This is a genomic window from Pseudomonas mangiferae (assembly GCF_007109405.1).
GTDB lineage: Bacteria > Pseudomonadota > Gammaproteobacteria > Pseudomonadales > Pseudomonadaceae > Pseudomonas_T > Pseudomonas_T mangiferae.
Genome location: NZ_VJOY01000003.1, coordinates 239,151 through 265,298 on the forward strand (window position 1 = coordinate 239,151; position 26,148 = coordinate 265,298).

Annotated in this window: 26 protein-coding genes; 12 read left to right on the forward strand and 14 right to left on the reverse strand. The window is 67.4% G+C overall.

All coding sequences use genetic code 11. The features are described from left to right. Window positions 1-19: 19 nt before the first annotated feature. From era to rpoE, 9 genes are all read right to left on the reverse strand, one after another. Window positions 20-922: a GTPase Era gene (gene era, locus FM069_RS05440; RefSeq protein WP_143487271.1), complete on the reverse strand. Its 903-nt coding sequence runs from the start codon at window positions 920-922 to the stop codon at window positions 20-22. After that, window positions 915-1,604 carry a ribonuclease III gene (rnc, locus tag FM069_RS05445; RefSeq protein WP_143487272.1) on the reverse strand — a complete coding sequence of 230 codons (690 nt, stop codon included), beginning with the start codon at window positions 1,602-1,604 and terminating at the stop codon, window positions 915-917. Before rnc ends, era begins: the two co-directional genes overlap by 8 nt. Further along, the gene (locus FM069_RS05450; RefSeq protein ID WP_143487273.1) at window positions 1,601-1,975 is read right to left on the reverse strand and encodes a DUF4845 domain-containing protein; all 375 of its coding nucleotides are present in this window, start codon (window positions 1,973-1,975) and stop codon (window positions 1,601-1,603) included. The genes rnc and FM069_RS05450 overlap by 4 nt, the downstream gene beginning before the upstream one ends. A gap of 82 nt (window positions 1,976-2,057) precedes the next feature. After that, window positions 2,058-2,912, reverse strand: a complete 855-nt coding sequence (gene lepB / locus FM069_RS05455; RefSeq protein ID WP_143487274.1) for a signal peptidase I — start codon at window positions 2,910-2,912, stop codon at window positions 2,058-2,060. 5 nt (window positions 2,913-2,917) lie between these two features. Next, complete coding sequence (gene lepA / locus FM069_RS05460; protein WP_143487275.1) at window positions 2,918-4,717, reverse strand: translation elongation factor 4; 1,800 nt, start codon at window positions 4,715-4,717, stop codon at window positions 2,918-2,920. Between the two features lie 148 nt (window positions 4,718-4,865). Beyond that, complete coding sequence (locus FM069_RS05465; RefSeq protein WP_143487276.1) at window positions 4,866-6,290, reverse strand: DegQ family serine endoprotease; 1,425 nt, start codon at window positions 6,288-6,290, stop codon at window positions 4,866-4,868. A 140-nt stretch (window positions 6,291-6,430) separates the two neighbouring features. Beyond that, the gene (locus tag FM069_RS05470) at window positions 6,431-7,393 is read right to left on the reverse strand and encodes a MucB/RseB C-terminal domain-containing protein (RefSeq protein ID WP_143487277.1); all 963 of its coding nucleotides are present in this window, start codon (window positions 7,391-7,393) and stop codon (window positions 6,431-6,433) included. 15 nt (window positions 7,394-7,408) lie between these two features. Continuing rightward, a complete protein-coding gene (locus FM069_RS05475) occupies window positions 7,409-7,999 on the reverse strand; it encodes an RseA family anti-sigma factor (RefSeq protein ID WP_143487278.1) in 591 nt (196 codons plus the stop codon). Window positions 8,000-8,029: 30 nt separating this feature from the next. Then, window positions 8,030-8,611: an RNA polymerase sigma factor RpoE gene (rpoE, locus tag FM069_RS05480; RefSeq protein ID WP_143487279.1), complete on the reverse strand. Its 582-nt coding sequence runs from the start codon at window positions 8,609-8,611 to the stop codon at window positions 8,030-8,032. A 360-nt stretch (window positions 8,612-8,971) separates the two neighbouring features. Here rpoE and nadB point away from each other — a divergent pair, with 360 nt between their 5' ends. Continuing rightward, complete coding sequence (nadB, locus tag FM069_RS05485) at window positions 8,972-10,588, forward strand: L-aspartate oxidase (RefSeq protein ID WP_143487280.1); 1,617 nt, start codon at window positions 8,972-8,974, stop codon at window positions 10,586-10,588. Here the strand turns inward: nadB and FM069_RS05490 are convergent. Together FM069_RS05490 and FM069_RS05495 are read right to left on the reverse strand one after the other, a co-directional pair. Further along, a complete protein-coding gene (locus FM069_RS05490) occupies window positions 10,557-11,009 on the reverse strand; it encodes a protein YgfX (protein WP_143487281.1) in 453 nt (150 codons plus the stop codon). The genes nadB and FM069_RS05490 overlap by 32 nt on opposite strands. Continuing rightward, on the reverse strand, window positions 10,993-11,247 hold the full coding sequence (locus tag FM069_RS05495) for an FAD assembly factor SdhE (protein WP_143487282.1): 255 nt from the start codon (window positions 11,245-11,247) through the stop codon (window positions 10,993-10,995). The genes FM069_RS05490 and FM069_RS05495 overlap by 17 nt, the downstream gene beginning before the upstream one ends. Here FM069_RS05495 and ygfZ point away from each other — a divergent pair. The 3 genes from ygfZ (at window position 11,195) to FM069_RS05510 (ending at window position 14,014) form a co-directional block, all read left to right on the forward strand. Further along, window positions 11,195-12,316: a CAF17-like 4Fe-4S cluster assembly/insertion protein YgfZ gene (ygfZ, locus tag FM069_RS05500; RefSeq protein ID WP_143487283.1), complete on the forward strand. Its 1,122-nt coding sequence runs from the start codon at window positions 11,195-11,197 to the stop codon at window positions 12,314-12,316. The genes FM069_RS05495 and ygfZ overlap by 53 nt on opposite strands. Before the next feature lie 42 nt (window positions 12,317-12,358). Beyond that, window positions 12,359-13,195: an HDOD domain-containing protein gene (locus FM069_RS05505; RefSeq protein WP_143487284.1), complete on the forward strand. Its 837-nt coding sequence runs from the start codon at window positions 12,359-12,361 to the stop codon at window positions 13,193-13,195. Between the two features lie 63 nt (window positions 13,196-13,258). Then, entirely contained in the window at window positions 13,259-14,014 is a 756-nt protein-coding gene (locus FM069_RS05510) for a substrate-binding periplasmic protein (protein ID WP_143487285.1), read from the forward strand. Here FM069_RS05510 and FM069_RS05515 read toward each other — a convergent pair whose 3' ends face one another. Both FM069_RS05515 and FM069_RS05520 read right to left on the reverse strand, forming a co-directional pair. Continuing rightward, entirely contained in the window at window positions 14,015-15,400 is a 1,386-nt protein-coding gene (locus tag FM069_RS05515; RefSeq protein ID WP_143487414.1) for a sensor histidine kinase, read from the reverse strand. It abuts the gene before it with no gap. A 40-nt stretch (window positions 15,401-15,440) separates the two neighbouring features. After that, window positions 15,441-16,112 carry a response regulator gene (locus tag FM069_RS05520; RefSeq protein ID WP_143487286.1) on the reverse strand — a complete coding sequence of 224 codons (672 nt, stop codon included), beginning with the start codon at window positions 16,110-16,112 and terminating at the stop codon, window positions 15,441-15,443. A gap of 390 nt (window positions 16,113-16,502) precedes the next feature. On the opposite strand from FM069_RS05520, the gene FM069_RS05525 reads away from it, so the two are divergent. The 4 genes from FM069_RS05525 to FM069_RS05540 all read left to right on the forward strand — a co-directional run bounded on the left by FM069_RS05525 (window position 16,503) and on the right by FM069_RS05540 (window position 20,609). After that, complete coding sequence (locus tag FM069_RS05525) at window positions 16,503-17,480, forward strand: Bug family tripartite tricarboxylate transporter substrate binding protein (protein ID WP_143487287.1); 978 nt, start codon at window positions 16,503-16,505, stop codon at window positions 17,478-17,480. Window positions 17,481-17,553: 73 nt separating this feature from the next. Next, on the forward strand, window positions 17,554-18,012 hold the full coding sequence (locus FM069_RS05530) for a tripartite tricarboxylate transporter TctB family protein (protein ID WP_143487288.1): 459 nt from the start codon (window positions 17,554-17,556) through the stop codon (window positions 18,010-18,012). A gap of 1 nt (window position 18,013) precedes the next feature. Next, window positions 18,014-19,528 (forward strand): tripartite tricarboxylate transporter permease, encoded by a 1,515-nt coding sequence (locus FM069_RS05535; RefSeq protein WP_143487289.1) that lies wholly within the window; start codon window positions 18,014-18,016, stop codon window positions 19,526-19,528. Between the two features lie 208 nt (window positions 19,529-19,736). Then, complete coding sequence (locus FM069_RS05540; RefSeq protein ID WP_143487290.1) at window positions 19,737-20,609, forward strand: DUF6279 family lipoprotein; 873 nt, start codon at window positions 19,737-19,739, stop codon at window positions 20,607-20,609. A gap of 6 nt (window positions 20,610-20,615) precedes the next feature. Here the strand turns inward: FM069_RS05540 and ung are convergent, their stop codons facing one another. After that, entirely contained in the window at window positions 20,616-21,320 is a 705-nt protein-coding gene (gene ung / locus FM069_RS05545; RefSeq protein WP_143487291.1) for a uracil-DNA glycosylase, read from the reverse strand. A gap of 80 nt (window positions 21,321-21,400) precedes the next feature. Between ung and FM069_RS05550 the strand changes: the two genes are divergently transcribed. The 4 genes from FM069_RS05550 (at window position 21,401) to FM069_RS05565 (ending at window position 25,603) form a co-directional block, all read left to right on the forward strand. After that, window positions 21,401-22,285: an HDOD domain-containing protein gene (locus tag FM069_RS05550; protein ID WP_143487292.1), complete on the forward strand. Its 885-nt coding sequence runs from the start codon at window positions 21,401-21,403 to the stop codon at window positions 22,283-22,285. Between the two features lie 99 nt (window positions 22,286-22,384). Continuing rightward, entirely contained in the window at window positions 22,385-23,572 is a 1,188-nt protein-coding gene (locus FM069_RS05555) for an acyl-CoA dehydrogenase family protein (protein ID WP_178106670.1), read from the forward strand. Window positions 23,573-23,580: 8 nt separating this feature from the next. Then, entirely contained in the window at window positions 23,581-24,399 is an 819-nt protein-coding gene (locus FM069_RS05560) for an enoyl-CoA hydratase (RefSeq protein ID WP_143487294.1), read from the forward strand. A gap of 100 nt (window positions 24,400-24,499) precedes the next feature. Continuing rightward, window positions 24,500-25,603, forward strand: coding sequence for an enoyl-CoA hydratase/isomerase family protein (locus FM069_RS05565; RefSeq protein WP_143487295.1), 1,104 nt, complete (start codon window positions 24,500-24,502; stop codon window positions 25,601-25,603). The last annotated feature ends 545 nt before the right edge of the window (window positions 25,604-26,148 follow it).

Here is a 26,148-nt window from a genome sequence, read left to right on the forward strand (position 1 = left end):
GAACGGGAGGCGTGACGCCTCACTCGTCGAGGTAGCCCAGGGAACGCAGAGCGCGCTCGTCGTCGGACCAGCCGCCCTTCACCTTGACCCAGAGGTTGAGCATGACCTTGGAGTCGAACATCACCTCCATGTCCTTGCGTGCTTCCTGGCCGATGCGTTTGATGCGCTCGCCCTTCTCGCCGATGATGATCTTCTTCTGCCCCTCGCGCTCCACCAGGATCAGCGCGTGGATGTGCAGGATGCGGCCTTCCTGCTTGAATTCCTCGATCTCCACGGTGATCTGGTACGGCAGCTCGGCGCCCAGCTGGCGCATGATCTTCTCGCGCACCAGTTCGGCGGCGAGGAAGCGGCTGCTGCGATCGGTGATCTGGTCTTCCGGGAAGAAGTGCTCGTTTTCCGGCAGGCGCTCCGCCACCAGGCGTTCCAGGGTGTCCAGGTTGTGCCCCAGTTGCGCGGAGATCGGCACCACCTCGGCGTTGGGCAACTGCTGCTGCAGCCACTCCAGGTGCGGGATCAGCTGGGCCTTGTCTTCCAGGCGGTCGGTCTTGTTCACCGCGATCAGCAGCGGCCCCTGGACGTACTGGACGCGCTCCAGCACCAGCTGGTCCTCTTCGGTCCAGCGGCTGCGATCCACCACGAACACCACCACGTCCACGTCCCGCAGGGCGGCCGAGGCGGTCTTGTTCATGTAGCGATTCAGGGCCTTGTCGCTGTTCTTGTGCAGGCCGGGGGTGTCCACGTAGATGGCCTGGACGTCGCCCTCGGTCTTGATCCCCAGCATGTTGTGGCGGGTGGTCTGGGGTTTGCGCGAAGTGATCGCCAGCTTCTGCCCGAGGATGTGATTGAGCAGGGTGGACTTGCCGACATTGGGCCGGCCGACGATGGCGACATAGCCGCAGCGGGGGGTCGAGGCATCAGTCATGGCCATTCTCCACGCCCAGGGCGATCAGTGCGGCGGCCGCGGCCACCTGCTCGGCGATCCGGCGGCTGGCGCCCTGGCCCTGGGTCTTGTCGTTCAACAGATTGACCTCGCATTCGACGAAAAAGGTGCGGCAATGGGGCTCGCCCTGGATGCCCACCACTTCGTAGCGCGGCAGCTCGCAGGCCCGGGACTGCAGGAACTCCTGCAGGCGGGTCTTGGGGTCCTTGTTGGTGTCGACCAGCGTCAAGCCGTCCAGTTCGCCGGTCAGCCAGGCCAGCACCCGCTCCCGGGCGACGTCCATGCCGGCATCCAGGTAAATCGCGCCAATCAGGGCTTCCAGGGCATCGGCCAGGATCGACTCGCGGCGGAAGCCGCCGCTCTTCAATTCGCCGGAGCCTAGCCGCAGGTATTCCCCCAGTTCAAAACCGCGCGCCAGCAGCGCCAGGGTCTCACCCTTCACCAGGCGCGCCCGCAGGCGCGACAGCTGGCCTTCGCGGGCCTGGGGAAAGCGCTCGTAGAGGGCTTCGCCGGCGACGAAATTGAGGATCGCGTCGCCGAGGAACTCCAGGCGCTCGTTGTTGCGACCGGCATAGCTGCGATGGGTCAGGGCCAGGGTCATCAACTCCTGGTCGTTGAACGTGTGGCCGAGCTGACGCTCGAGTCGAGACAGAGAAAAGCTCACGGGCGCAGACGGTATTCTTTGTCGAAACGGGCCACCAGATCGAGGTTCTGGATGATCGGCTCGCGCTTCTCGTATTTCAGGTGGACCTTGAACTGATCGTTCGCCAGTTCCACGGTCAGGATGTCGTGGGAATTCAGGTCCCGGATGCCGTTCACCTGCATGCCTTTCTCGACGTGGCTGTAGAAGTCGCCTACCGACTTGATCTCGGTGGACTTGTCGGTCTCGGCGGACTTGATGATCTTGTCCATGGACATGTAGTCCAGGTAGTGCGGAATCATCTTGAAGGCGACGCTGGCGAGGAACGCCACCACGGCGAGCACCACCACCCAGCTCAGCATCGACATTCCTTTCTGCGAATGCGAAACGCTCATGTACGACCCCATTCTTCTTGAGTTGGAAGCCCGGCGGAACGCCGGGCCCGCAGCCGGTGCCGCAGGACGCGGCGCGGCCGTATCAGTGAATCAGTCCGACCCGTGAGAAGGTCGGCATGCTGCGCAGCTTGGGCTCCGGCCAGCTCAGCCAGACCGCGAACGCCTTGCCGACGATGTTGCGGTCCGGAACCATGCCCAGCAGTTCCTTCGGGATCCGCGGGTCGTTCCAGTAGCGGCTGTCGTTTGAGTTGTCGCGGTTGTCGCCCATCATGAAGTAGTGCTCGGCCGGCACCTTCCACTCGCGATCCGGCTCGATGCGGTAGCGGCGCATTTCCTTGCGGATCTGGTGCTCCACGTCGCCCAGCTTCTCGTCGTAGAGGGTGGCGCTGCCCAGGGTGCCCGGCTCTTCGCCGATCAGGGTTTCCGCCACCAGTTGGCCATTGACGTAGAGATGCTTGTCGCTGGTGTACTTGATGGTATCGCCCGGCAGGCCGATCACCCGCTTGATGTAGTTGATGTCCGGCTCGCTGGGGTAGCGGAACACCATCACGTCGCCGCGCTGCGGGTCGCCGATGTCGATCACCTTGGTTTCCGCCACCGGCAGGCGAATGCCATAGGCGAACTTGTTCACCAGGATGAAATCGCCCACCTCCAGGGTGGGTTTCATCGAGCCGGACGGAATCTGGAAGGGCTCTACCAGGAACGAGCGCAGGATCAGCACGATGGCCAGCACCGGGAAGAACGACTTGCCGTACTCCACCAGCATCGGCTCCTTGTTCAGGCGCTCCAGGGTGTCCGGGTCCGGCTCCCCCACCTGCCCGGTATAGGCGGCGATGGCGGTCCGCCGGCGCGGTGCCAGCACCACCAGGTCGAACAAGGCGAGAAGGCCGCAGACAGCCACGGCGATTACCAGCAACAGCGGGAAATTGATCGACATAGACCCTAACTATCCACTTTGAGCACAGCGAGGAAGGCTTCCTGCGGGATTTCCACGCTACCGACCTGCTTCATCCGTTTCTTACCGGCCTTCTGCTTCTCCAGCAGTTTGCGCTTGCGGCTGACGTCGCCGCCGTAGCACTTGGCCAGAACGTTCTTCCTGAGCGCCTTGACCGTGGTCCGCGCCACGATCTGGCCACCGATGGCCGCCTGGATCGCCACGTCGAACATCTGCCGCGGGATCAGCTCTTTCATTTTCTCGGTGAGGGCGCGGCCTTTGTGGTGAGCCTTGTCGCGGTGGACGATCAGCGCCAGGGCGTCGACCTTCTCGCCGTTGATCAGCACATCCAGCTTCACCAGGTTGGCGCTTTCGAAGCGGTCGAAGCCGTAGTCCAGCGAGGCATAACCCCGGCTGACGGACTTCAGCCGGTCGAAGAAGTCCAGGACCACTTCGTTCATCGGTAGATCGTAGCTGACCTGCACCTGGCTGCTGAGAAATTGCATGTCGCGCTGGACACCGCGTTTCTCGATGCACAGGGTGATGACGTTGCCCAGGTGCTCCTGGGGCACGAGGATGTTGGCGCGCACGATGGGCTCGCGCATCTCGCCGATGGACGCCAGGTCCGGCAGTTTCGAAGGGTTGTCGACATAAATGATGTCGCCATTCTTCAACACCACCTCGAAGACCACGGTGGGCGCGGTGGTGATCAGGTCCAGGTCGTATTCGCGCTCCAGGCGCTCCTGGATGATCTCCATATGCAGCATGCCGAGGAAGCCGATGCGGAAGCCGAAGCCCAGGGCCTCGGAACTTTCCGGCTCGTACTGCAGCGCGGCGTCGTTGAGGGTCAGCTTCTGCAGCGCCTCGCGGAAATCCTCGAAATCGTCGGAGCTCACCGGGAACAGGCCGGCGTAGACCTGGGGCTTGACCCGCTGGAAGCCCGGCAGCACGTCCACGTCCGGGGTGGTGGACAGGGTAAGGGTATCGCCCACCGGCGCACCGAGGATTTCCTTGATACCGGCGATGATGAAGCCCACTTCGCCAGCCTTGAGATCGGCCATCTCGGTGTGCTTGGGCGTGAAGACGCCGACGCTGTCCACTTGGTGGACCTTGCCGGTGGACTTCACCAGGATCTTGTCGCCCTTTTTCACCCGCCCATGCTTGACCCGCACCAGGGAGACGACGCCGAGGTAGTTGTCGAACCAGGAGTCGATGATCAGCGCCTGTAACGGTGCCTCGATCTCGCCTTCGGGCGACGGGATCACCTTCACCAGGTGCTCCAGCACGTCCAACACGCCCATGCCGCTCTTGGCGCTGCAGGGCACGGCGTCGGTGGCGTCGATGCCGATGATGTGCTCGATCTCGTCCTTGACCCGCTCCGGCTCGGCCTGGGGCAGGTCCATCTTGTTCAGCACCGGCATGACCTCGAGGCCCTGCTCGATGGCGGTATAGCAGTTGGCCACGGACTGGGCCTCGACGCCCTGCCCTGCGTCCACCACCAGTAATGCTCCTTCGCAGGCCGCCAGGGAGCGGCTGACTTCATAGGTGAAGTCCACGTGCCCGGGGGTGTCGATGAAGTTCAGCTGGTAGGTACGGCCATCCTGCGCCTTGTAGTGCAGGGTGACGCTGTGGGCCTTGATGGTGATGCCGCGTTCGCGTTCCAGGTCCATGGAATCCAGAACCTGGGCCTCCATTTCGCGATCGGACAGACCACCGCAGATCTGGATGAAGCGGTCCGCCAGCGTCGACTTGCCATGGTCGATGTGGGCGATGATGGAGAAATTGCGGATATGACTCAGGTCACTCACGGATCAACACTCGAAATAGCACGAGCTGGTTGCTCGTCGAAAAATAGTCGCGGAGTTTACCCGATCGCCCGATGGGCCGTCACGCGCGGCAGTTGGCCGGGTGCCATGAAAAAGGGCGACCTGAGTCGCCCTTTTTCGTTGGCAGCGGTTATTCCGCCAGCTTGAAGGTAATGAAGCTGGCCCGGCCCTGACGCAGTACGCGCATGGACACTGAGCGATTCTTCGGCAGATCCTTGGCGATCTGGGTGAAGGTCTTGGCCGAATCGATGGCCTGGTTATTCAGGTGAGTGATGACGTCGCCGGGACGCAGACCGATCAGCGCGGCCGGGCCATCCTGAACGTCCTTGATCATCACGCCCCCCTTGATGTCCAGGGCCTGGCGCTGTTCGCCGGTCAGCTCGGCCACGGAAATCCCGAGGCGATTGCTGCTGCGCTCGGCACCCTGGGTAGCACCGGGACCGGCCACGTCGTCGTCATCGTCCGGCAGGTTGCCGATGGTGACCTTGAGGTCCTTGTGAGCACCCTCGCGCACCACTTCCAGGGTAGCGGTGGCGCCCGGCTTGAGCGCCCCGACCAAGTGCGGCAGGTCCCCAGACATGATGATGGGCTTGCCGTCGAGACTGAGGATCACGTCGCCCACCTGCAGGCCACCCTTGGCGGCGGGGCCGTCTTCCAGTACCTGGGCAACCAAGGCGCCGGCTGGCTTCTCCAGGCCGAAGGACTCGGCGAGGTCCTTGTTGACCTCCTGAATCACCACGCCCAGCCAGCCGCGGCTTACTTTACCTTCTGTCTTCAACTGGTCGGACACGCTGAGCGCCACGTCGATCGGGATGGCGAAGGACAGGCCCATGAAACCGCCCGAACGCGTGAAAATCTGCGAGTTGATCCCTACTACTTCGCCTTTCAGGTTGAACAGCGGCCCCCCGGAGTTACCCGGGTTGATCGCGACGTCGGTCTGGATGAACGGGACATAGCTCTCGTTCGGCAGGTTACGGCCCTTGGCAGACACGATACCGGCGGTCACCGAATGGTCGAAGCCGAAGGGCGAGCCAATGGCCAGCACCCACTCACCCACCTTCAGTGGCTCAGACTTGCCCAGCTTGACGGTGGGCAGGTTCTTGCCTTCCACCTTGAGCAGCGCCACATCGGTACGGGCATCCGCGCCGATCAGCTTGGCCTTCAGCTCGCTCCGGTCGGACAGGCGGACGATGATCTCGTCGGCACCGGCCACCACGTGGTTGTTGGTCATCACGTAGCCGTCGGGGGAGATGATGAAGCCAGAGCCCAACGACTGCGCTTCACGCTGGCGGCCGCCCGGGTTGCGTGGTGCCTGCGGCATGCCACGCTCGAAGAACTCGCGGAACATCGGCGGCAGGCCATCCAGGTCCGGCATGCCCTGGGCATTGGCGGACATGCGATCCGGCAGCTTCTGTCGGGTACTGATGTTCACCACTGCGGGCGAGGCTTCCTCGACCAGAGGGGTGAAGTCCGGCAGATCGGCCCGGGCGCTCAAGGTCTGACCCAGCAGGAGCACCGTGGCGACTGCCGTCAGGTAGGATTTGAGGTTGAACATTGATGGAAAGCTCCCGTTACACAACGAGGAAAGGCTCGAATCGGGCAGGACGCCCTGAGCCAGCACACGGCGAGTGGCACTGCTCCACTCGCCCATTCCGGACGGCCATCCGCCCGGACGATACCGTGAAACATCATTGCCTAAGGCGTCGCCTGACGTTTATCCCCGGGGCCCGCGCGCATGGACAATGCGATACGCTCGGCAGTCCCCAGCGGGATTTCTCCGACCACGGTAGCCATGACGCCACCTTCATCCGTTGGAATACGCTTCGACACCGCTACGGTCGGCCCCAATTGGCTATGGGACGTCTCAACCTGAGCCCCATGCAACGGCTCGAAGAAAACGGAAAATCCACTGAGACCGTCATCGTATGTCAGACGATCAACCAGATCTTGGGTTACCGAGCTGGGAGACTGAGACGTTGATTTCAGAGTGAAACCGGGGGGAAGCCAGTCCGAATGCCAGGCCTGAGTAACATCTTTCGAAGGCGGAGTCGCTGCAACACTCACCGGTTTGCAGGCTGCGGACGGTTGAAGCATCGAAGGCACAACATCGCCTATATCGACTTGGACGAATTGAAGTCGCTCGAGCATCTGCCCTTTGTCGTTCAACAAGATGGATTTCAATGGCAGCCCAGTTTGAGAATCGATCTGAAACTCGGCGGCATAGCGATAAGGGTCGCGAGGGGTCAACGCCAGAACGACGGTGTCACGATTGGCGATGCGTGACGCTCCTGTTACCTGAACGTCGTACCAATTTCCCAGCGACTTGAAAGAGGCGTTCTTTGTCTGCGTCTGCTCGATCGCCCCTGCGATGACGGCAGAATCACCGCTTACGCACCGAAGTTGACCGGCAACTCGGATCGCTTCCTGATAAGAACCGTCGGCTTGGAGCAAGCGCTCACGCACCTCTCCACTCGATTCGACGCGATGCCAGATCTGATGAGTGGAGAAGCTTCCGTTGCGCTCATAAATGAAAGTACCTTGAAAACTCTGTTGCTGCTCGGCCGAAGCCAGGCGCTGCAACCAGTCCTGCGCTTCGGCAGCATGGGCCGACTGTACCAGCCAGCCACCGAAGACAGCCAACAACGGAAGCGCACGCATCGAGTTTCCTACGTATCAGCGATTTTCCATGCTGTTGGAGCGGGCATACGGCAGGGCGGCATTGGCACCTTTGTCACCGGCTTGCTGGGCATGCTGCTGCATGTAGGACGGTACACGCTGGTCTTGCCAGGCCGATTGATCCTGCTCGACATTGGTAGCCGTCTCTTCGAGGGTGGTTTCCTCGGTGTAACCAGCCAGAACTGCCGGGCCTTTGGCCTGCGGCACAGCAACCGACGACGACGCCGGCTGAGCGGTTTGCTGGGCCAGTTGGGCACCAGCGACATCGTCCTGGTTGAACATACGAACACCGGCAAGCACAGCCACGGTTACCGAGGCTGCAACGGCCAGGCGACCCAGGCCACGCCACGGAGTGGACGCTTTGGCGGGTGCGGCTTCGTCGGCCAGTGCAGCGGAAACGGCGGCGGCGATATCCAGGCGCGGCACCAGCAGGTCTTTGTGCATCGCGGCGCGAGCGAGCTGGTAGCGTGCCCAATCGGCCCGTACGTCCGCGCCTTCACTGGCGCTCAGTACTCTCCGCAGTTCCAGTTCGTCCGCTTCGTTATCCATCACCGCGGACAGCGATTCCTGCAGGGTTTCACGATTCATGGTGTTTCCTCTCTTGGCTGTCGCCGCTGCCTAGGCTTCCTGCAACAGGGGTTGCAGGGCTTTATCGATGGCTTCACGCGCTCGGAAGATACGGGAGCGCACGGTACCGACTGGACACTGCATGACGCTCGCAATGTCTTCGTAGCTGAGACCGTCGAATTCGCGCAATGTTAGAGCGGTGCGCAAATCTTCCGGCAATTGCTGAATGGTTCGATGAACGGTTCCTTCGATCTCATCCCGCAACAACGAGCGCTCGGGCGACTCGATGTCCTTGAGGGCGTGGTCGCCATCGTAGAACTCGGCATCCTCAGCACTTACATCGCTATCTGGGGGCCTGCGTCCGCGAGCTACCAGATGGTTCTTCGCCGTGTTGATGGCGATGCGGTACAGCCAGGTATAAAAGGCGCTGTCGCCGCGGAAATTACCAAGCGCGCGGTAGGCCTTGATGAAGGCTTCCTGAGCGACATCCTGGGCTTCCTGGGTGTCGTGGACGAAGCGCACGATCAACCCGAGAATCTTGTGCTGGTACTTCAGCACCAACAGGTCGAAGGCCCGCTTGTCACCTCGTTGTACGCGCTCGACCAGCTGTTGGTCTTGCTCTTGGGTCAGCATCGGCATTCCTCCTTATCGTCGAAGGACTGTCGCGCCGGCCAGCAGATCGAACTGCCAAAATAGACTCGGGCGTTGCACAAAAGTTCTCCCCTCCAAGCAGGCTTTCCTGCAGGACCGGTTTCTATCCTGCACGAAACGGCGCAGCCAGACTTCCATCTTGCTGCACCCATAATTTTCACTTGATCCGAAGCATGCAGGCCGTCCAGCCCTCTCGAAAACAAGCCGTGTCCCGTTCAAGGGTGACCTGCTATGGAGCCCCCGGGTCGGGGAAAGTTCCAGAGCGCCATCATTCACCCAGCCGGCTATTGTGCCGTCCCCCCCCTCTATATACTAGCGAGCGTCCTGTCGCGGATTCCTACCATGAGCCACCACCATCGGCACGATGTTCTGGTAATCGGCAGCGGTGCTGCCGGCCTTACACTGGCCCTCACCCTGCCCGAACACCTGCGCATCGCCGTGCTGAGCAAAGGCAGCCTTGCCAGCGGTTCCACCTACTGGGCCCAGGGCGGGGTCGCCGCCGTGCTGGACGACACCGACACGGTCGACTCCCACGTGCAGGACACCCTGGTGGCCGGCGCCGGGCTCTGCCGCGAGGACGCGGTCCGCTTCACCGTCGAGCACAGCCGGGAAGCCATCCAGTGGCTGATCGAACAGGGCGTGCCCTTCACCCGGGACGAGGACCCGGGCCGGGAAGACGGCGGCTTCGAGTTCCACCTCACCCGGGAAGGCGGCCATAGCCACCGGCGCATCATCCATGCCGCCGACGCCACCGGGGCGGCCATCTTCAATACGCTGCTGGAGAAGGCCCGGCAGCGGCCCAACGTCGAGCTGCTGGAACAGCGGGTCGCCGTGGACCTGATCACCGAGCGCCGGCTCGGCCAGACCGGCGACCGCTGCCTGGGCGCCTACGTGCTGGACCGCGCCAGCGGCGAGGTGGATACCTACCACGCACGCTTCGTGGTGCTGGCCTGCGGCGGCGCCTCCAAGGTCTACCTCTATACCAGTAACCCGGACAGCACCTGCGGCGACGGCATCGCCATGGCCTGGCGCGCGGGGTGCCGGGTGGGCAACCTGGAGTTCAACCAGTTCCACCCCACTTGCCTCTATCACCCTCAGGCCAAGAGTTTCCTCATCACCGAGGCGGTGCGGGGCGAAGGGGGCCTGCTGAAGTTGCCCAACGGCGAGCGTTTCATGCAGCGCTTCCACAGCCGTGCCGAACTGGCGCCCCGGGACGTGGTAGCCCGCGCCATCGACCATGAAATGAAGCGCCTGGGCGCGGACTGCGTCTACCTGGACATCAGCCACAAGCCGGCGGACTTCATCAAGGCGCACTTCCCCACCGTCTATGATCGCTGCCTGGCCTTTGGCATCGACATCACCCGCGAGCCGATTCCGGTGGTGCCCGCCGCCCACTACACCTGCGGCGGCGTGGTGGTGGAAGCCCGGGGGCGCACCGACATCCCCGGACTCTATGCCATCGGGGAAACCACCTTCACCGGCCTGCACGGCGCCAACCGGTTGGCCAGCAATTCGCTGCTGGAATGCTTCGTCTATGCACGCTCGGCCGCCTTCGACATCCTCGAGCAGGCATCCCTGACGCCTCTGCCGGAGCAGTTGCCCAGCTGGGACGCGAGCCAGGTGACCGATTCGGACGAGGACGTGATCATCGCCCACAACTGGGACGAACTGCGGCGTTTCATGTGGGACTACGTGGGCATCGTGCGGACCAACAAGCGCCTGCAGCGGGCCCAGCACCGTGTGCGGCTGCTGCTCAGCGAAATCGACGAGTTCTACAGCAACTACAAGGTCAGCCGCGACCTCATCGAGCTGCGCAACCTGGCGCTGGTGGCGGACCTGATCATCCGCTCGGCCATGCAACGCCACGAGAGCCGTGGCCTGCACTACACCCTGGATTACCCGGACCCGGTCGACCCGCCCCAGGACACTATTCTGGTTCCGCCCACCTACGGCGACTGAACCTCAAGCGCACCCGCAGGCGGCGGTGTTCCGTCGCCGGCAGCGCGTCCCCTGGGATGCACACGCCCTGGACCCGGCGCCCGCCCTCCAGCCGGAAACGCAGCACCACGGCGAGCGGCAGCGCCAGACTGTCGGGATGCAGGCGCACCGGCAGCCAGCCGTCCCGGGCGCGCCAGAGGGACCAGGATTCGCCCTCGTGGCGCAGGCCGGTGAATGCGGAGGATGCGCTCAGCGCCACGTGCCGCGGCACCGTCCACAGCCCGTGGAGCAGCGCCAGCGCGATGCCTATAACAACGCTCCAGGTCGGCAGGTCGCTGGTCAGCAGCGCTACCAGCACCAACGCCTGGAGCGCCAGGTAGAGCGTCAGCAGGCGCCGCGAAGGGCGCCAGTGACACTCGAAGCGGTCACTTCGGCTGGACACGGTCCAGGATCATGCGAACCATGCGCTGGAGGTCAGCATCGTCCGACTCGCCCCGCTGCATGAACCAGGTGAACAGGTCCTGGTCCTCGCAGGCCAGCAGCTTGCGGTAGCGTGCCTGGTCCTCGGGGTCCAGGTCTGGGTACACCTCGCGCACGAAAGGCACCAGCAACACGTCCAGTTCCAGCATGCCGCGGCGGCTGTGCCAGAAAAGGCGGTTGAGTTCTGTAGCGTCGACCATCGCGGGCTCCGGGCATCCGAGGGAAGTGGGGCGGCATTATAGCGACGGCGTGCGCCGGGCCGCACCCGCTGACAAGCCGGGAAGGCGGCTCTATCATGACGCCTCGCCCTCCTCCCAGCGACTCGCAATGACCCAGTCCGCGTTTTTCTGTCCGTTGACCCACGAAGGCCTGCTGGCCGTGCGGGGTCCGGACGCCAGCAAGTTCCTCCAGGGTCAGGTGACCTGCAACCTCAACTACCTCGGGACTGCGCACAGTAGCCTGGGCGCCCGCTGCACCCCCAAGGGGCGCATGCTGACCAGCTTCCGCATCGTGGCCGAAGACGACGGCTTCCTCCTGGCCATGGCTGCCGAGCTGCTGGACGCGCAACGGGACGAGCTGAAGAAATACGCGGTGTTCTCCAAGGTTCGTCTGGAGGACGAGAGCGCCGCCTGGACACGCATCGGCGTCGCTCAGGCCGACGCCCTGCTGGACGACCTGGGCCTGCACCCCGCCGCCGAAGCGGGCCAGGTTGCACGGAACGGCCGTTGCCTGGCGATCCGCCTGGACCCCGAGCGGGTCGAGCTGTGGATACCGGCTGACGAACGCGAGGCCCTGCTGGCGCGGCTCGCCGAGCACCTGCCCGAAGCGCCGCTGAATGACTGGCTGCTGGGCCAGGTGCGGGCCGGCGTCGGCCAGGTGTTCGGCGCCACCCGCGAGCTGTTCGTGCCGCAGATGATCAACCTGCAGGCGGTGGGCGGCGTCAGCTTCAAGAAAGGCTGCTACACCGGCCAGGAAATCGTTGCGCGCATGCAGTACCTGGGCAAGCTCAAGCGCCGCCTGCACCGGTTGGCCGCACCCGGCGCCGGGCAGCCCGCGCCGGGCACCCCGGTGTTCTCGCCGGTGCACGGCAGCAGCGTCGGCGAGGTGGTCCTGGTGGCCCTCACGGACGGCACACCGGAACTGCTGGCGGTGCTGCAGGAAGACGCCGCCACGGACGGCCGCATCGCCCTCGGCGCCCCTGACGGGCCCGCCCTGACGCTGCTGGACCTGCCCTATACCCTCGACGCGGACCGTGAGATCCAGCGCTAGACCTACACTGAACAGGGCACTCGCCCAGCAAGGGATTACGACATGAGCAAGCTTGCCGAAAAAGTCCAAGAGGAGCTGATCCGCGCCATCGACAACGATGAGCTGGTGCTGCCGACGCTGCCGGAGGTGGCGTTGAAGGTGCGCGAGGCGGCCGAGGACCCGAACATCGGCACCGCCGCCCTGGCCCGGGTGATCGGCAACGACGCCGCCCTCACCGCGCGCATCGTAAAGGTGGTGAACAGCCCCCTGCTGCGCAGCCACAAGGAAATCACCGACCTGCAGATGGCCATCAGCCGGCTCGGCATCAACTACACCTGCAACCTGGCCACCGGCCTGGCCATGGAGCAGATGTTCCAGGCCACCTCCGACGTGGTGGACCGCAAGATGCGCGAGGTGTGGAACAAGAGCACCGAGATCGCCGGCATCAGCCACGTGCTGTGCCGCCACTTCACCCGGCTGATGCCCGACCAGGCCACCCTGGCCGGCCTGGTACACCAGATCGGCGTGCTGCCGATCCTGACCTACGCCGAGGAGCACAACGAGCTGCTGGCGGATTCCATCAGCCTCAACCACGTGATCGAGAAGATCCATCCGATCATCGGCGACAAGATCCTACGCACCTGGGAATTCCCCGAACCCATCGCCCTGGTGCCCAGCCAGTACCTGGACTTCACCCGCGACTCGGCCAAGGTGGATTACGTGGACATCGTCCAGGTGGCGACCCTGCAGAGCTACCTGGGCAGCGAGCACCCGTTCACCCAGCTGGACTGGTCGCAGATCCCGGCGTTCAGCAAGCTCGGCCTCGACCCGCAGGTGGACATGCAGGCCGACGAGGACATGTCGGACGCCATGCAGGCGGCCATGAGCATGCTGAAATGAGGGCCTGACACCGCATCGCCGGCGTCCACCGCTGCGGTGGACGCCGTCCAAGGAGGGAATCGCATGCGCGTATGGGTCCTGTTGCTCGCGCTGCTCGTCACCCTGCCGGCACGGAGCGAGATCATCCGCCTGACCAACGGCGAGTGGCCGCCCTACTTCGGCGAGCACCTGCCCCACCATGGCGTCGGCTCGCGCATCGTCGAGGAAGCCTTCGCCCGCGAAGGCGTCGAGGTGCAGTGGGAGTTCCACCCCTGGGCCCGCGCCCTGCGCATGGCCGAACGCGGCCAGCGAACCGGTACCGCCCTCTGGCTGCGCTCGCCGGAGCGCGAGGGCGCCTTCCACATCAGCGAAGCGGTGCTGGAAAGCGGCTACGTGCTGTTCCACCGGCGCGACCGCCGCTTCGACTGGCAATCGGTGGACGACCTGCAGGGACTGCGCCTGGGCGGCACCCTCGGCTATGACTATGGGGAAGCGTTCCAGCAGGCCGAGCGCGACGGGCGCCTGCAGGTGGCGCGCATGCGCGGCGAGCGCCAGGGCCTGGACATGTTGCTGGCAGGGCGCATCGACGTGCTGCCGGTGGACCGGATCGTCGCCCTGCACCTGCTGCGCAACGAATACGACGTTACCGAGCGCGCCCGCCTGACCTACCACCCGCGGCCCCTGCGGGTGGATACCCTGCACCTGCTGCTGTCGCGCCGGGTCTCCGGCAACGCCGAGTTGCTGGCACGCTTCAACCACGGCCTCGCCGCCCTGCGCCGCGAAGGGCTGCTGGACCGCTACCTGGACGACCTGCAGCAGACTCTGGCCCTGGCGCACTGATCAGGCGGGCGGGAACGCCACCCGCACCCGCAGGCCACCCAGGGCGCCATCGTGCAGGCTGATGGTGGCCCGGTGGGCCCGGCAAATCTCGCCGACGATCGCCAACCCCAGGCCGGCCCCGCCCCAGCGTGGCGACCGCCGGTAGAAGCGCTGGAACACCTTGTCCCGCTCGTCCGGGGGAATCCCCGGGCCGTCGTCCTCCACTTCCAGCACCGCCGGCTCCAGGATTCGCAGGACCACCGCGCCGCCCGCCTCGGTATGGGCCATGGCGTTGTCCAGCAGGTTGCTGAGCAGTTCGTTGAGCAGGGTCGGCTCGCCCTGCACCCAGGCCGGCCGCTCCGCCTCCAGCGCCAGGGCCACCCCGCGGGAATGGGCCAGGGGCGCCAGGGCCAGGCCCAGCTCCCGGGCCAGGTGGCCCAGCTCGATGCGCTGCGCGCCGCCTTCGGCGATGGCCCGGGCGCCGCTCTCGATGCGGGCCAGGGAGAGCAACTGGTTGGCCAGGTGGATCAGCCGGTCGGTACCCTGCCCCGCCTCGTTCAGGGTGGCCAGCCAGCGCGTCGGCTCGCGCTCTCGCAGGCCCAGCTCCAGGCAAGCCTTGAGGGCCGCCAGGGGCGTACGCAGTTCGTGGGAGGCATCGGCGATGAACTGGGCCTGGCGCTCGAATTGCAAACGAAGCCGCTCGGTGAAATGGTTCAGTGACACCACCAGGGGACGCAGTTCGCTCTGGGTCGCCAGCACCGGCAACGGCCGCAGGTCGTCCGGCTGGCGGTCCTCCACCGCCGCGCGCAGCCGCTCCAGGGGACGCAGCGCGGCGCTCACGGCGCCGTACACCAGCAGCAATGCCCCCAAGGCCAGCACGCCCATGCGCCACAGGGTATCCAGCAGCAGGTCGCGGGCCATGCGCTCACGAGCGTTCTCAGTCTCGGCCACGCGGATTTCCGCCATGCCGTTGACGCTGGGCTCGCTGACCGGCTGCAGCAGGCTCACCACCCGCACCGCCACGCCCTGGTAGCGGGCATCGTAGAAGCGCGCCAGGGCCGGGTAATCGTCGGTGCGCGGCGTGCCCGGCGGAGGTGGCGGCAGGTTCTCGTAGCCGGAGATCGGCTGACCGTGGATGTCGTTGACCTGGTAGAACAGCCGGCCGGCGCTGTCGTAGGCGAAGATGTCCAGGGCCACGTAGGGGACGTCGGCCCGCAGGCTGCCGTCCTGGGCGTACAGCCCTTCGGCCAGGGTCCGCGCCGAAGCCAGCAGGGTCCGGTCATAGGCGATGTCCGCCGCCGCCCGGCCGTTCCAGTAGGCGCTCAGGCCGCTGACCAGCAGGAGTACCGCCAGCAGCGCCGCGAGCCGCCGCAGCAGGCGCCCGCGCAGGCTGCTGGCCGAGGCCACCGGCGCCTGCCGGCGGCGGCTGAACGGCCGGAATGCCCGCTCAGCCATCCGAGGCCTCCAGCAGGTAGCCCAGGCCGCGGAAGGTAACGATGCGCACTGCGGCGCCTTCCAGCTTCTTGCGCAGGCGGTGCACGTAGATCTCGATGGCGTCGGGGCTGGCGTCCTCGTCCAGGCCGAACACCTGGGCGGCCAACTGGTCCTTGCTCATCACCCGTCCCGGCCGGGCGATCAGCGCCTCCAGCACCGCCAGCTCCCGGGAGGTCAGGCTCAAGGGCCGCTCGCCAACGCTGAAGCGCCGGGTGCCCAGGTCGTAGAGCAGGTCGCCGCAGCGCTGCTGCTGGTCGCCGCCCAGCAGGCTGCGACGCAGCAGGGCCTTGACCCGGGCCTCCAGTTCGCTGAGCTCGAACGGCTTGGCCAGGTAGTCGTCCGCGCCCAGGTTGAGGCCGTGCACCCGGTCCCGCACTTCGCCGCGGGCGGTGAGGATCAGCACCGGCAGGGTGCGGCCGCGCGCCCGCAGGCGGGCCAGCACCTCGAAGCCGTCGCGGCGCGGCAGGCCCACGTCCAGCACCGCCAGGGCGTAGTCCTCGCTGGTCAGGGCGTGTTCGGCGGCAACCCCGTCGTGCAGCACGTCGACACTCCAGCCCGCGCCCCGCAGGGCCTGGGCCACGCTCTCGGCCAGCGGCAGGTGGTCTTCGACCAGCAGGATTCGCACGGTGTCGTTCTCGCTTGCAAGGCCCGGATGCCGCGCAGTGTAGCGGCGCGACGAGGTCCTCGGCGCAGTCGCCGACTTTATTCGCCGGCGAAAGCTTGCTGAAAGCTTCGGCCCTTAGCATCGGTGGCGGGTGGCAAGCGCCGCCCCACAGACGCCGGCCCGTGGTTGCGCCGGCGCTCACAAAAACAAGAGGAAGACCACATGCCACTCGCTGCCCGCGCTCCGTCCACGCAGGCCTTCGCCTCGTCCCTCCGTCCCCCGCGGACGACCGTCCTCCACGCCCGCCGCCCCGCACGCGCCCGCCGCCCTCGGCGTCGCTGAGCGCATCGCCTAGACTCGACGCGCTGGCCGCTCCGGCGCGCGCACGTTCATTCGACCTGGAGATCGTCCATGCCCCTGCCTTTCGCCCGCCTGCTGCTCGCCGGCACCGCCCTGCTGTTCGCCAGCCACCTGATGGCCGAACCGAAACGCCCCGAGTGCATCGCCCCCGCTTCCCCCGGCGGCGGCTTCGACCTGACCTGCAAGCTGGCCCAGAGCGCCCTGGTGGACGCCAAGCTGCTGTCCAAGCCCATGCGCGTCACCTACATGCCCGGTGGCGTCGGCGCGGTGGCCTACAACGCCGTGGTCGCCCAGCGCCCCGCCGACGCCGGCACCCTCACCGCCTGGTCCAGCGGCTCGCTGCTGAACCTCGCCCAAGGCAAGTTCGGCCGCTTCGACGAGAACGCGGTGAAGTGGCTGGCGGCGGTGGGCACCAGCTACGGTGCCATCGCCGTACGCAACGACTCGCCCTACCGCACCCTGGATGATCTGGTGAAAGCCCTGAAGGCGGACCCGGGTAAGGTGGTGATCGGGTCCGGCGGCACCGTCGGCAGCCAAGACTGGATGCAGACCGCGCTGGTCGCCCGGGCCGCCGGCATCGACCCGCGCAACCTGCGCTATGTGGCCCTGGAAGGCGGCGGGGAGATCGCCACGGCGCTCCTGGGCGGCCACATCCAGGTGGGCAGCACCGACATCTCCGATTCCATGCCGCACATCCAGGGTGGGCAGATGCGGGTCCTCGCGGTGTTCGCCGAGAAGCGCCTGGAAGACCCGGCCATGGCCGACATTCCCACCGCCCGGGAACAAGGCTACGACATCGTCTGGCCGGTGGTGCGCGGCTTTTACCTGGGGCCGAAAGTGAGCGACGCGGACTACGCCTGGTGGAAGCAGGCGTTCGACACCCTGCTGGCCTCGGACGACTTCGCGCGTCTGCGGGACCAGCGCGAGCTGTTCCCCTTCGCCCTCACCGGCGCGGAGCTGGACGCCTACGTGAAGAAGCAGGTGGCCGACTACCGGACCCTGGCCCGGGAATTCGGCCTGATCCAGTGATCCGCGCGGCCGGGTCGCCCCGCGGTCCGGCCATTCCCACGGTTACCTGCCACGCGCCCACGAGGGTTTCGCCATGCTCTTCCAACGCCTGTTCAGCGCCGGCTGGCTCATCGCCTGCCTGGCCTTCGCCGCCATCGCCTGGGGCTACCACGCTCCGTTCTCCTATGAACCGGTAGGCCCCCGGGCCTTCCCGCTGCTCATGCTGGGGCTGATGGCCGTCGCCCTGGCCTGGCAGTTGCTGCGCCCGGTGCCCCTGCGCCAGGCTGCCGACGAGCCGCCCCTGGACCGGGCGGCGCTGCTCAAGGTGGCCGGTTGCATCGGCCTGCTGCTGGTCTACGCCGGGCTGTTCGAGCCCCTGGGCTTCATCGCCTCCAGCTGGCTGCTGGGGGCTGCCATGGCCCGCCTGTACGGCGGTCGCTGGCGCGCCGCCCTGAGCTGCTCCGCGCTGCTCAGCGTCGGCCTCTACCTGCTCTTCGACAAGGCACTGGACGTGCCGCTGCCCCTGGGCATCCTCGGTTTCCTGGAGATCTGACATGGATACACTCGGTTACCTCGGCCAGGGCTTCGGCGTGGCCATGACCCCCTACAACCTGATCACCGCCCTGGTGGGCACCCTGATCGGCACCGTGGTGGGCCTGCTGCCGGGCCTCGGGCCCATCAACGGCGTGGCCCTGCTGATCCCGGTGGCGTTCGCCCTGGGGCTGCCACCGGAGTCGGCACTGATCCTGCTGGCGGCGGTGTACCTGGGCTGCGAGTACGGCGGCCGCATCAGCTCGATCCTGCTGAACATCCCGGGCGAGGCGTCGACGGTGATGACCACCCTCGACGGCTACCCCATGGCGCGCCAGGGGCTGGGCGGCGTGGCCCTGTCGCTGTCGGCCTGGAGTTCCTTCATCGGCGCGTTCATCGCCACCTGCGGCATGGTGCTGTTCGCCCCGCTGCTGGCGCGCTGGGCCATCGCCTTCGGCCCGGCGGAGTACTTCGTGCTGATGGTGTTCGCCATCGTCGCCCTGGGCGGCATGGCCGGCGACCGCCCATTGAAGACCTTCATCGCCGCGCTGCTGGGCCTGTTCCTCTCGACCCTGGGCATCGACGCCAACAGCGGCGTCTACCGCTTCACCTTCGGCAGTATCCACGTGGCCGACGGCATCCAGTTCGTGGTGCTGGTGCTGGGGCTGTTCTCGGTGAGCGAGATCCTCCTGCTGCTGGAGAAGACCCACCACGGCCAGGCGGCGGTGAAAGCCACCGGGCGCATGCTGTTCAACCTGCGGGAGGCGGCCGGGGTGTTCACGGTGAACCTGCGCTGCGGCCTGCTGGGCTTCGCCCTGGGCGTACTGCCCGGCGCCGGGGCGACCCTGGCCAGCGCGGTGGCCTACATGACCGAGAAGAAGCTCGCCGGCGCCGGCGGCCGCTTCGGCCAGGGCGATCCCCGCGGCCTGGCGGCGCCGGAAACCGCCATCGGCGCCTCGGCCTGCGGCGCCATGGTGCCGATGCTCACCCTCGGCGTACCGGGCTCCGGTACCACGGCGGTGATGATCGGCGCCCTGACCCTCTACAACATCACCCCGGGGCCGCTGCTGTTCCAGAACCAGCCGGAGATCGTCTGGGGCCTGATCGCCTCGCTGTTCATCGCCAACCTCATGCTGATCGTGCTCAACGTGCCGATGATCCGCCTGTTCACCCGCATCCTGGCGGTGCCCAACTGGCTGCTGGTGCCGCTGATCGCGATCATCACCGCCATCGGCGTGTACGCGGTGCACGCCACCACTTTCGACCTGTTCCTGATGGTGGGCATCGGCGTCTTCGGCTACATCCTGCGCAAGCTGGACTTCCCGCTGTCGCCGCTGCTGCTGGGGTTCATCCTCGGCGGGCTGATGGAGCAGAACCTGCGCCGCGCCCTGTCCATCTCCAACGGCGAGCTGAGCATCCTCTGGTCCGGCCCGATCACCCTCGGCACCTGGGCGCTGGTGGCGCTGATGCTGGCCCTGCCCCTGGTGCGCATCGCGCGACGCCGGGCCCAGGGTCGCCGGGTTCCGGCGGAGGCCTGAGCAGGCGCGCCCGCGAGGTCGGAATGGATGACGCGGGGCGCTGGCGCCACGCCCCTTCTCCGGCCTCGCACCACCGCGGCATCGCTTCGCTGGGCAGGGGGAACCTCCCTTTCCGCCCCCCGGTCAGAACCCAGGAGCCGCCCCCATCGCGGCTTCACGCCGGCGAGGCGCATGCCTCGCCCCAGCCTGGCGCCCCTGGGAGCTTCCTATGCCGGTACTGGACGTACGTCTCGCCCGCCGCCTGTTGGCCTGCTTGGCCCTCGTGCTGATCGCCGGCTGTACCCGGCTCGACCTGGCCTACCGCAACGTGGACTGGCTGGTGCCCTGGTCGCTGCGGGACTACGTGACCCTGGACAAGGCCCAGAAGGCGCGCCTCGACGCCGGCCTCAAGGCCCACCTCGCCTGGCACTGTCGCACCCAGTTGCCCGCCTACGCCCAATGGATCGACCGCGCGCGGACCCTGGTGGATGCCCGGCCGGTGAAGCCGGACCAGGTGGCCAGCCAGTTGCTGGAAATGAAGAACGCGGTGCACCAGGTGGCGGTGCGCATCACCCCCGACGCCATCGACCTGGCCCGCAGCCTGAGCGACGAGCAGGTGGCCCAGGTGAACACACGTCTGGACGAGGACAAGGCCAAGTGGAAAGAGGACTACCTGGACCCGCCCCTGCAGGAACAGGTGGAGGACCGTGCCAAGCGCATGCAGCAGCGCCTGCAGGGCTGGTTCGGCCGGCTCAATGCCGCCCAGCGGGCGCGCATTCTCGCCTGGTCCAACGAGTTGGGCGGGCAGAACGCCCTGTGGCTGGGCAATCGCGAGAACTGGCAGACCCATTTCCGCGCTGCCCTGGCCAACCGCGGTGCCGACGACTTCCCGGCCACCCTCACTTCCCTCATCCAGCAGCGCGAGCAGTTCTGGAGCGAGGCCTACCACACCTCGTTCGATCACTCCTTGAACGCCTTCTCGCGGCTGCTTGCCGACCTGCTCAACGACGCCGAGCCGGCCCAGCGCGAGCGGGTGCGGCAACGCCTGGACGAGCTGCACCAGCGCTTCGCCGAGATGCCCTGCAAGGACGCCCCGGCCTGAGCCGCCTCAGGCGGCGGACAACTCCGGCAAGCGCCAGTCGATGGGCGCCAGGCCGTGCTGTTCGAGGAATTTATTGCATCGGCTGAAGTGGCCGTTACCGAGGAAGCCGCGATGGGCGGACAAGGGCGAGGGGTGGGCCGAGCGCAGGATCAGGTGCTTGCTGGCGTCGATCAGCCGCTGCTTGCTCTGGGCATGGGCGCCCCAGAGCAGGAACACCAGATGCGGCCGCCGCTCGCTGACCACCTCGATCACCCGGTCGGTGAACGGCTGCCAGCCCTTGTCCGCATGGGAGCCGGCGCGGGCCTGCTCGACGGTCAGGGAAGTGTTGAGCAGCAGCACGCCCTGCTCCGCCCAGTGCTGCAGGTAGCCGTGGCGCGGCGCCTCGATATTGAGGTCGCGCTTGAGCTCCTTGTAGATGTTCTGCAGCGAGGGCGGCGCCGGCACGCCGGGCTGTACCGAGAAGCACAGGCCGTGGGCCTGGTTCGGCCCGTGGTAGGGGTCTTGGCCGAGGATCACCACCTTGACCTGGTCCAGCGGCGTGGAATCCAGGGCATTGAAGATCAGCGGCCCCGGCGGGTAGATCACCTTGCCGGCGGCCTTTTCCTGCATCAGGAACGCCCGCAGCGACTGCATGTAGGGCTTGTCGAACTCGTCCCGCAGGGCTTCCTTCCAACCCGGTTCGAGTTTGATACGATCATCGCTGGCAGTCATGGCTCCACCCGTCCTGTACATGGCCGCCGCACCCTAGAAAAGCCCGCCCGGCTTGTCAATCCAGGAGTCCTGGCCGCTTCATGAGCACCCTCCCGCCGCCGTCCACCGACAGCCTGCGCTTCGCCCTGTACACCCGCTTCCTCAAGGGCGAGGCGAAGATCCCGCAGATGCCGGAGAACGCCCTGCGCATCCGGCGCCTGCTGGACGACCCGCGGACCTCCCTGGAGCAGCTCAGCCGGGTCATCAACAGTGACCCGCCCCTGGCCGCCTACCTGCTGCAATTCGCCGAAAGCCCGATGCTGCGTGGCGCCCGCCCGTGCAACAGCCTGCGCGACGTGCTCGGCCGCCTGGGCACCGAGAAGCTCTACCAACTGGTGCTGGGCTTCAGCATGCGCAACCTCTTCATCAGCAAGGAACTGCCGCTGCAGAAGGTCTTCCGCGCCCGCTGGCGGGCGTCCCTGGAGCGCGCCGCCTACTGCGCCTGCCTGGCGGCCCGCAGCCCCGTGGCGTCGGTGGACGACGCCCTGCTGGCGGGGCTGCTGCAGGACATCGGCAGCCTGCCGCTGCTGGCCGAACTGGAGCGCTGGCCGGACTTCCCCCGCGACGAGAACGCCTTGCGCGCCCTGTGCGAGGAGCTTTCCGGGCCGGTGGGGGTGGTGATCCTCACCGCCTGGAAGCAGCCCCCGGCGATGATCGACGTGGCGCGCCAGCGTCGCGAGTGGCACCGCGACCAGGCCTTCGCCGACCTCGCCGACCTGGTCCAGGTGGCCAGCCTGCTGCAGGCCCTCCCGCCCGCCGATGCCCCGCCGCTGAGGGATGCGCCAGCGCTGCGCCGGCTGTTCCCGGTGGTGGGCGAGTCCGTCGAAGCCAGCGACAGCCTGCTGCAGCAGATCGCCGAGGAGGCGCCGCTGTGGTTCAAGCTGCTGGGCGCCAAGCCGCCGGCGAAGACCCCGCCCGCCGCCTGACCCCCGGCACGCCCGCGAACGGCCCGCGGCGTTCCGCGGTCAAGGATAGGGATGGCCGCGCGTCTGCCGCGCGGCGCCTGCTCCGACCGGCGAGGCACCATGGACTATCGATTCAGCGACACGCAGCGGCAACGGGTGGAAGCGGCATTCGCCTTCGCCCGCGGCGAACTGGCTCCCCATTCGGACGACTGGGACCGCGAGGGCCATTTCCCGCTGAAGGCCATCGCCCGTGCCGCCGCCCAGGGCTACCTGGGCCTCTCGGCGAGCCCCGCCCACGGCGGTCTCGGCCTGAGCGCCCTGGACGAATCCCTGGTGCTGGAGCAACTGGCCAGCGGGTGCGGCGCCACCGCAGCCTTCATCGCCCTGCACAACGTCGCCGCCTGGACGGTGGACCGCTTCGCCGATGACGCCCTGAAAGCCCACTGGCTATCCCGGCTGTGCGCCGGCGAAGTGCTGGTGGCCTTCGCCCTGGGCGAGGCCACCCCGACACCGCTGCGCGCCACCCGGGACGACGACGGCTATCGCCTCGATGGCCTGCCCGGGGCGGTTCCCGCCGCCGCGGCCAGCGACCTGCTGCTGGTGGACGCCGAGCTGGAAGACGCCGGACCGACCCTGTTCCTGCTGCCGGTGGCCGCCGAAGGCGTCGGCTTCGGCGCCGAGGAACCCCGCAGCGGCTGGCGTGCCCTGCCCTCGCGCCCGCTGCGCATCGACAGCGCTCGGGTGGCGGCCGGCCAGCGGCTTGGCGCCGAGGGCCAGGCGACCGAGGCCCTGCGCCGGGCCCGGGAGCGTGCGCACCTGGCACTCGCCGCGGTGGCGGTGGGCAATGCCCAGGCGGCCCTGGGCCAGGTGCTGCGCGACCCTCGCCATACCGGGGTGCCCGAACCGTCGCCGCTGACCGTCGACCAGGTCCCCGAGGCCCTCGCCGAACCCTACGCCGCGCTCATCGCCGGCCAGCAGCTGGTGCGCCTGGCGGCCGGTCAGCTGGACGACGACGCGCCCCAGGCCGGCCTGCTCTGCGCCGCGGCCAAGCACTACACCGACCACCACGGGCCGCGCCTGTGCCGTGCCGCCTTGCAACTCCGGGCCAGCTCCGGTTATCTCAACGATTACGCCCTGGATCGCCGGGCCCGCGACAGCGAGATGCACACCGGCGTCCAGGGGCGAGACGAACACCTGCGCGCGGCCATCGCCCGTCGCCTGCATGCCTCCCAGGCCTTGCAGGCGCCTCCGCAGGCGGCCGCGTCCGAGGCCGCCGCGGAGTCCGAGGCCCCGTGCGCCGCACCTTGAGGGAAGCCATGAACACCGCTGTCGAAGCCTACGCACCCGGCCCGTCCGACCTGACTCACAAGCTCACCGTGGAGAAGCACGGGCACACCGCCTTGCTGACCATCAACCACCCGCCGGCCAACACCTGGGACCGCGAGTCCCTGATCGGCCTGCGCCAGCTCATCGAGCACCTCAACCACGACGACGACATCTACGCCCTGGTGATCACCGGCCAGGGGCACACGTTCTTCAGCGCCGGCGCCGACCTCAACCTGTTCGCCGACGGCGACCGCAGCCGCGCACGGGAGATGGCCCGCCGCTTCGGCGAGGCCTTCGAGGCCCTGCGGGATTTTCGCGGCGTGTCCATCGCCGCCATCAACGGCTATGCCATGGGTGGCGGCCTGGAGTGTGCCCTGGCCTGCGACCTGCGGATCGCCGAGCGGCAGGCGCAGATGGCCCTGCCGGAAGCCGCGGTCGGCCTGCTGCCGTGTGCCGGTGGCACCCAGGCGCTGCCCTGGCTGGTGGGCGAGGGCTGGGCGAAGCGGATGATCCTCTGCGGCGAGCGGGTGGACGCCGAGACGGCCCTGCGCATCGGCCTGGTGGAGCAGGTGGTGGACAGCGGCGAGGCCCGCGGCACGGCGCTGCTGCTGGCGGCCCAGGTGGCGCGGCAGAGTCCGGTGGCGGTGCGCGCCATCAAGCCGCTGATCCAGGGCGCCCGGGAACGCGGCCCCAACGCCTGGTTGTCGGAGGAGCGCGAGCGCTTCGTCGACCTGTTCGAGGCGGACGACACCCGCGAAGGAGTCAACGCCTTCCTGGAAAAACGCAACCCGCAATGGCGCAACCGCTGAGCGGCCACGCCGGGCACGGACCGCTCGGCGGGCGCGCCCTTCCCTTCACCGGGCCTCGCCGCCCTTGCCAGGACGCCCGCGGGCGTCCGGGGATTCGACCATGAACGTACAATTCGAAGAGCGCCGGGCTTCCCAGGGCCTGCGCATTGGCATCGCCACCCTGGCGGCGCCGGATAGCCTCAATGCCCTCTCCCAGCCGATGATCCATGCCCTGAGCGAGCGCCTGGGCGAATGGGCCCGGGACGACGGCATTGCCTGCGTGCTGCTGCGCGGCCTGGGCGAAAAAGCCTTCTGCGCCGGGGGCGACGTGCGCCGGCTGGTGGAGGCCTGCCGCGAACGCCCCGCCGAAGTGCCGCCCCTGGCGGCGCGGTTCTTCGCCGACGAGTACCGTCTCGACTACCACCTGCACACTTACCCGAAGCCGCTGCTGTGCTGGGCCCATGGTCACGTGCTGGGGGGCGGCATGGGCCTGCTGCAGGGCGCCTCGGTGCGCATCGTTACCCCCAGCAGTCGCCTGGCGATGCCGGAAATCGGCATCGGCCTCTACCCGGATGTGGGCGCTAGCCATTTCCTGTCCCGCCTGCCGGGCAAGCTGGGCCTGTTCCTCGGCCTCACCGGCAGCCCGATCAATGCCCGGGACGCCCTGGACCTGGGCCTGGCCGACCGCTTCCTGCGGGACGACCAGCAGGATGCGCTGCTGGAGGGCCTGACCCAACTGAACTGGAATGAACGCCCGGGTGCGCAGCTCATCAGCCTGCTCCAGGCCTTGGGCCATGAGGCGCGGGAGGCCCTGCCCGCGGCCCAGTGGCTGCCGCGCCGAGAACGCCTGGATGCGCTGCTGGACGTCAGCGATGCCCCGGCAGCCTGGCATGCCCTGGTGGGTCTGGCGGGCGACCCGGACCCGCTGCTGGCACGGGCGGCCAAGACCCTGGCGGGGGGCTGCCCGCTCACCGCGCATCTAGTCTGGGAGCAGATCGTCCGCGCCCGCACGCTGTCCCTGGCCGAGGTGTTCCGCCTGGAATACGCCATGAGCCTGAATTGCTGCCGCCATCCGGAATTCCCCGAAGGCGTCCGGGCCCGGTTGATCGACAAGGACCAGGCGCCCCGCTGGCACTGGCCGGATATCGATACCGTACCCGAGGGAGTGGTGGCGGCCCACTTCGAGCCGACCTGGGATGGCCCGCACCCGCTCGCCGACCTGTAGCGCCGCGGCTCAGCGCCGCATGGGCATCCCGTGGACGCCGGGCGGAGGCGGCATGCCCGGCCCCGGCCTTGGCGGGCCGTACATCGGCGGCCGGTAACGGGGTTGCCAGTAACCAGGCCCTGGTCCCCAGCGGGGCGGAGGCGGCGGGGGCAGATAACGGGGCGAAGGCCGGTAATAGTAGTGAGGGCCGGAAACGTAGATCACCGGAGCCGGTGCCACGTCGTAGCGAGGAACGCTGTAGTACCTGATGGGTTCGGCCACCCTCACGGGGGCCGGCGCGGGGTAATAAACGGGGTAGTCGTAGACGGCGCATCCGCCAAGGAACGCGCCACATACAGTCAGGATGAGAGCTCGATACATGGCGGCCTCCTTTCGACCGCAGGCAGGCGCGAGAACGAGCGGCGCCTGGGAGCTAGGACAGCGGCAAACGGGGCGTATCCCGCGGTGGCCGTCGTCAACCTTTACCGCGTATTTCGCCGACACCCCTCTCCTTCGCTTGCATCGCCCGACTCCGCGCCCCACCCTTGGCGCTCCCTGTCCCGTCC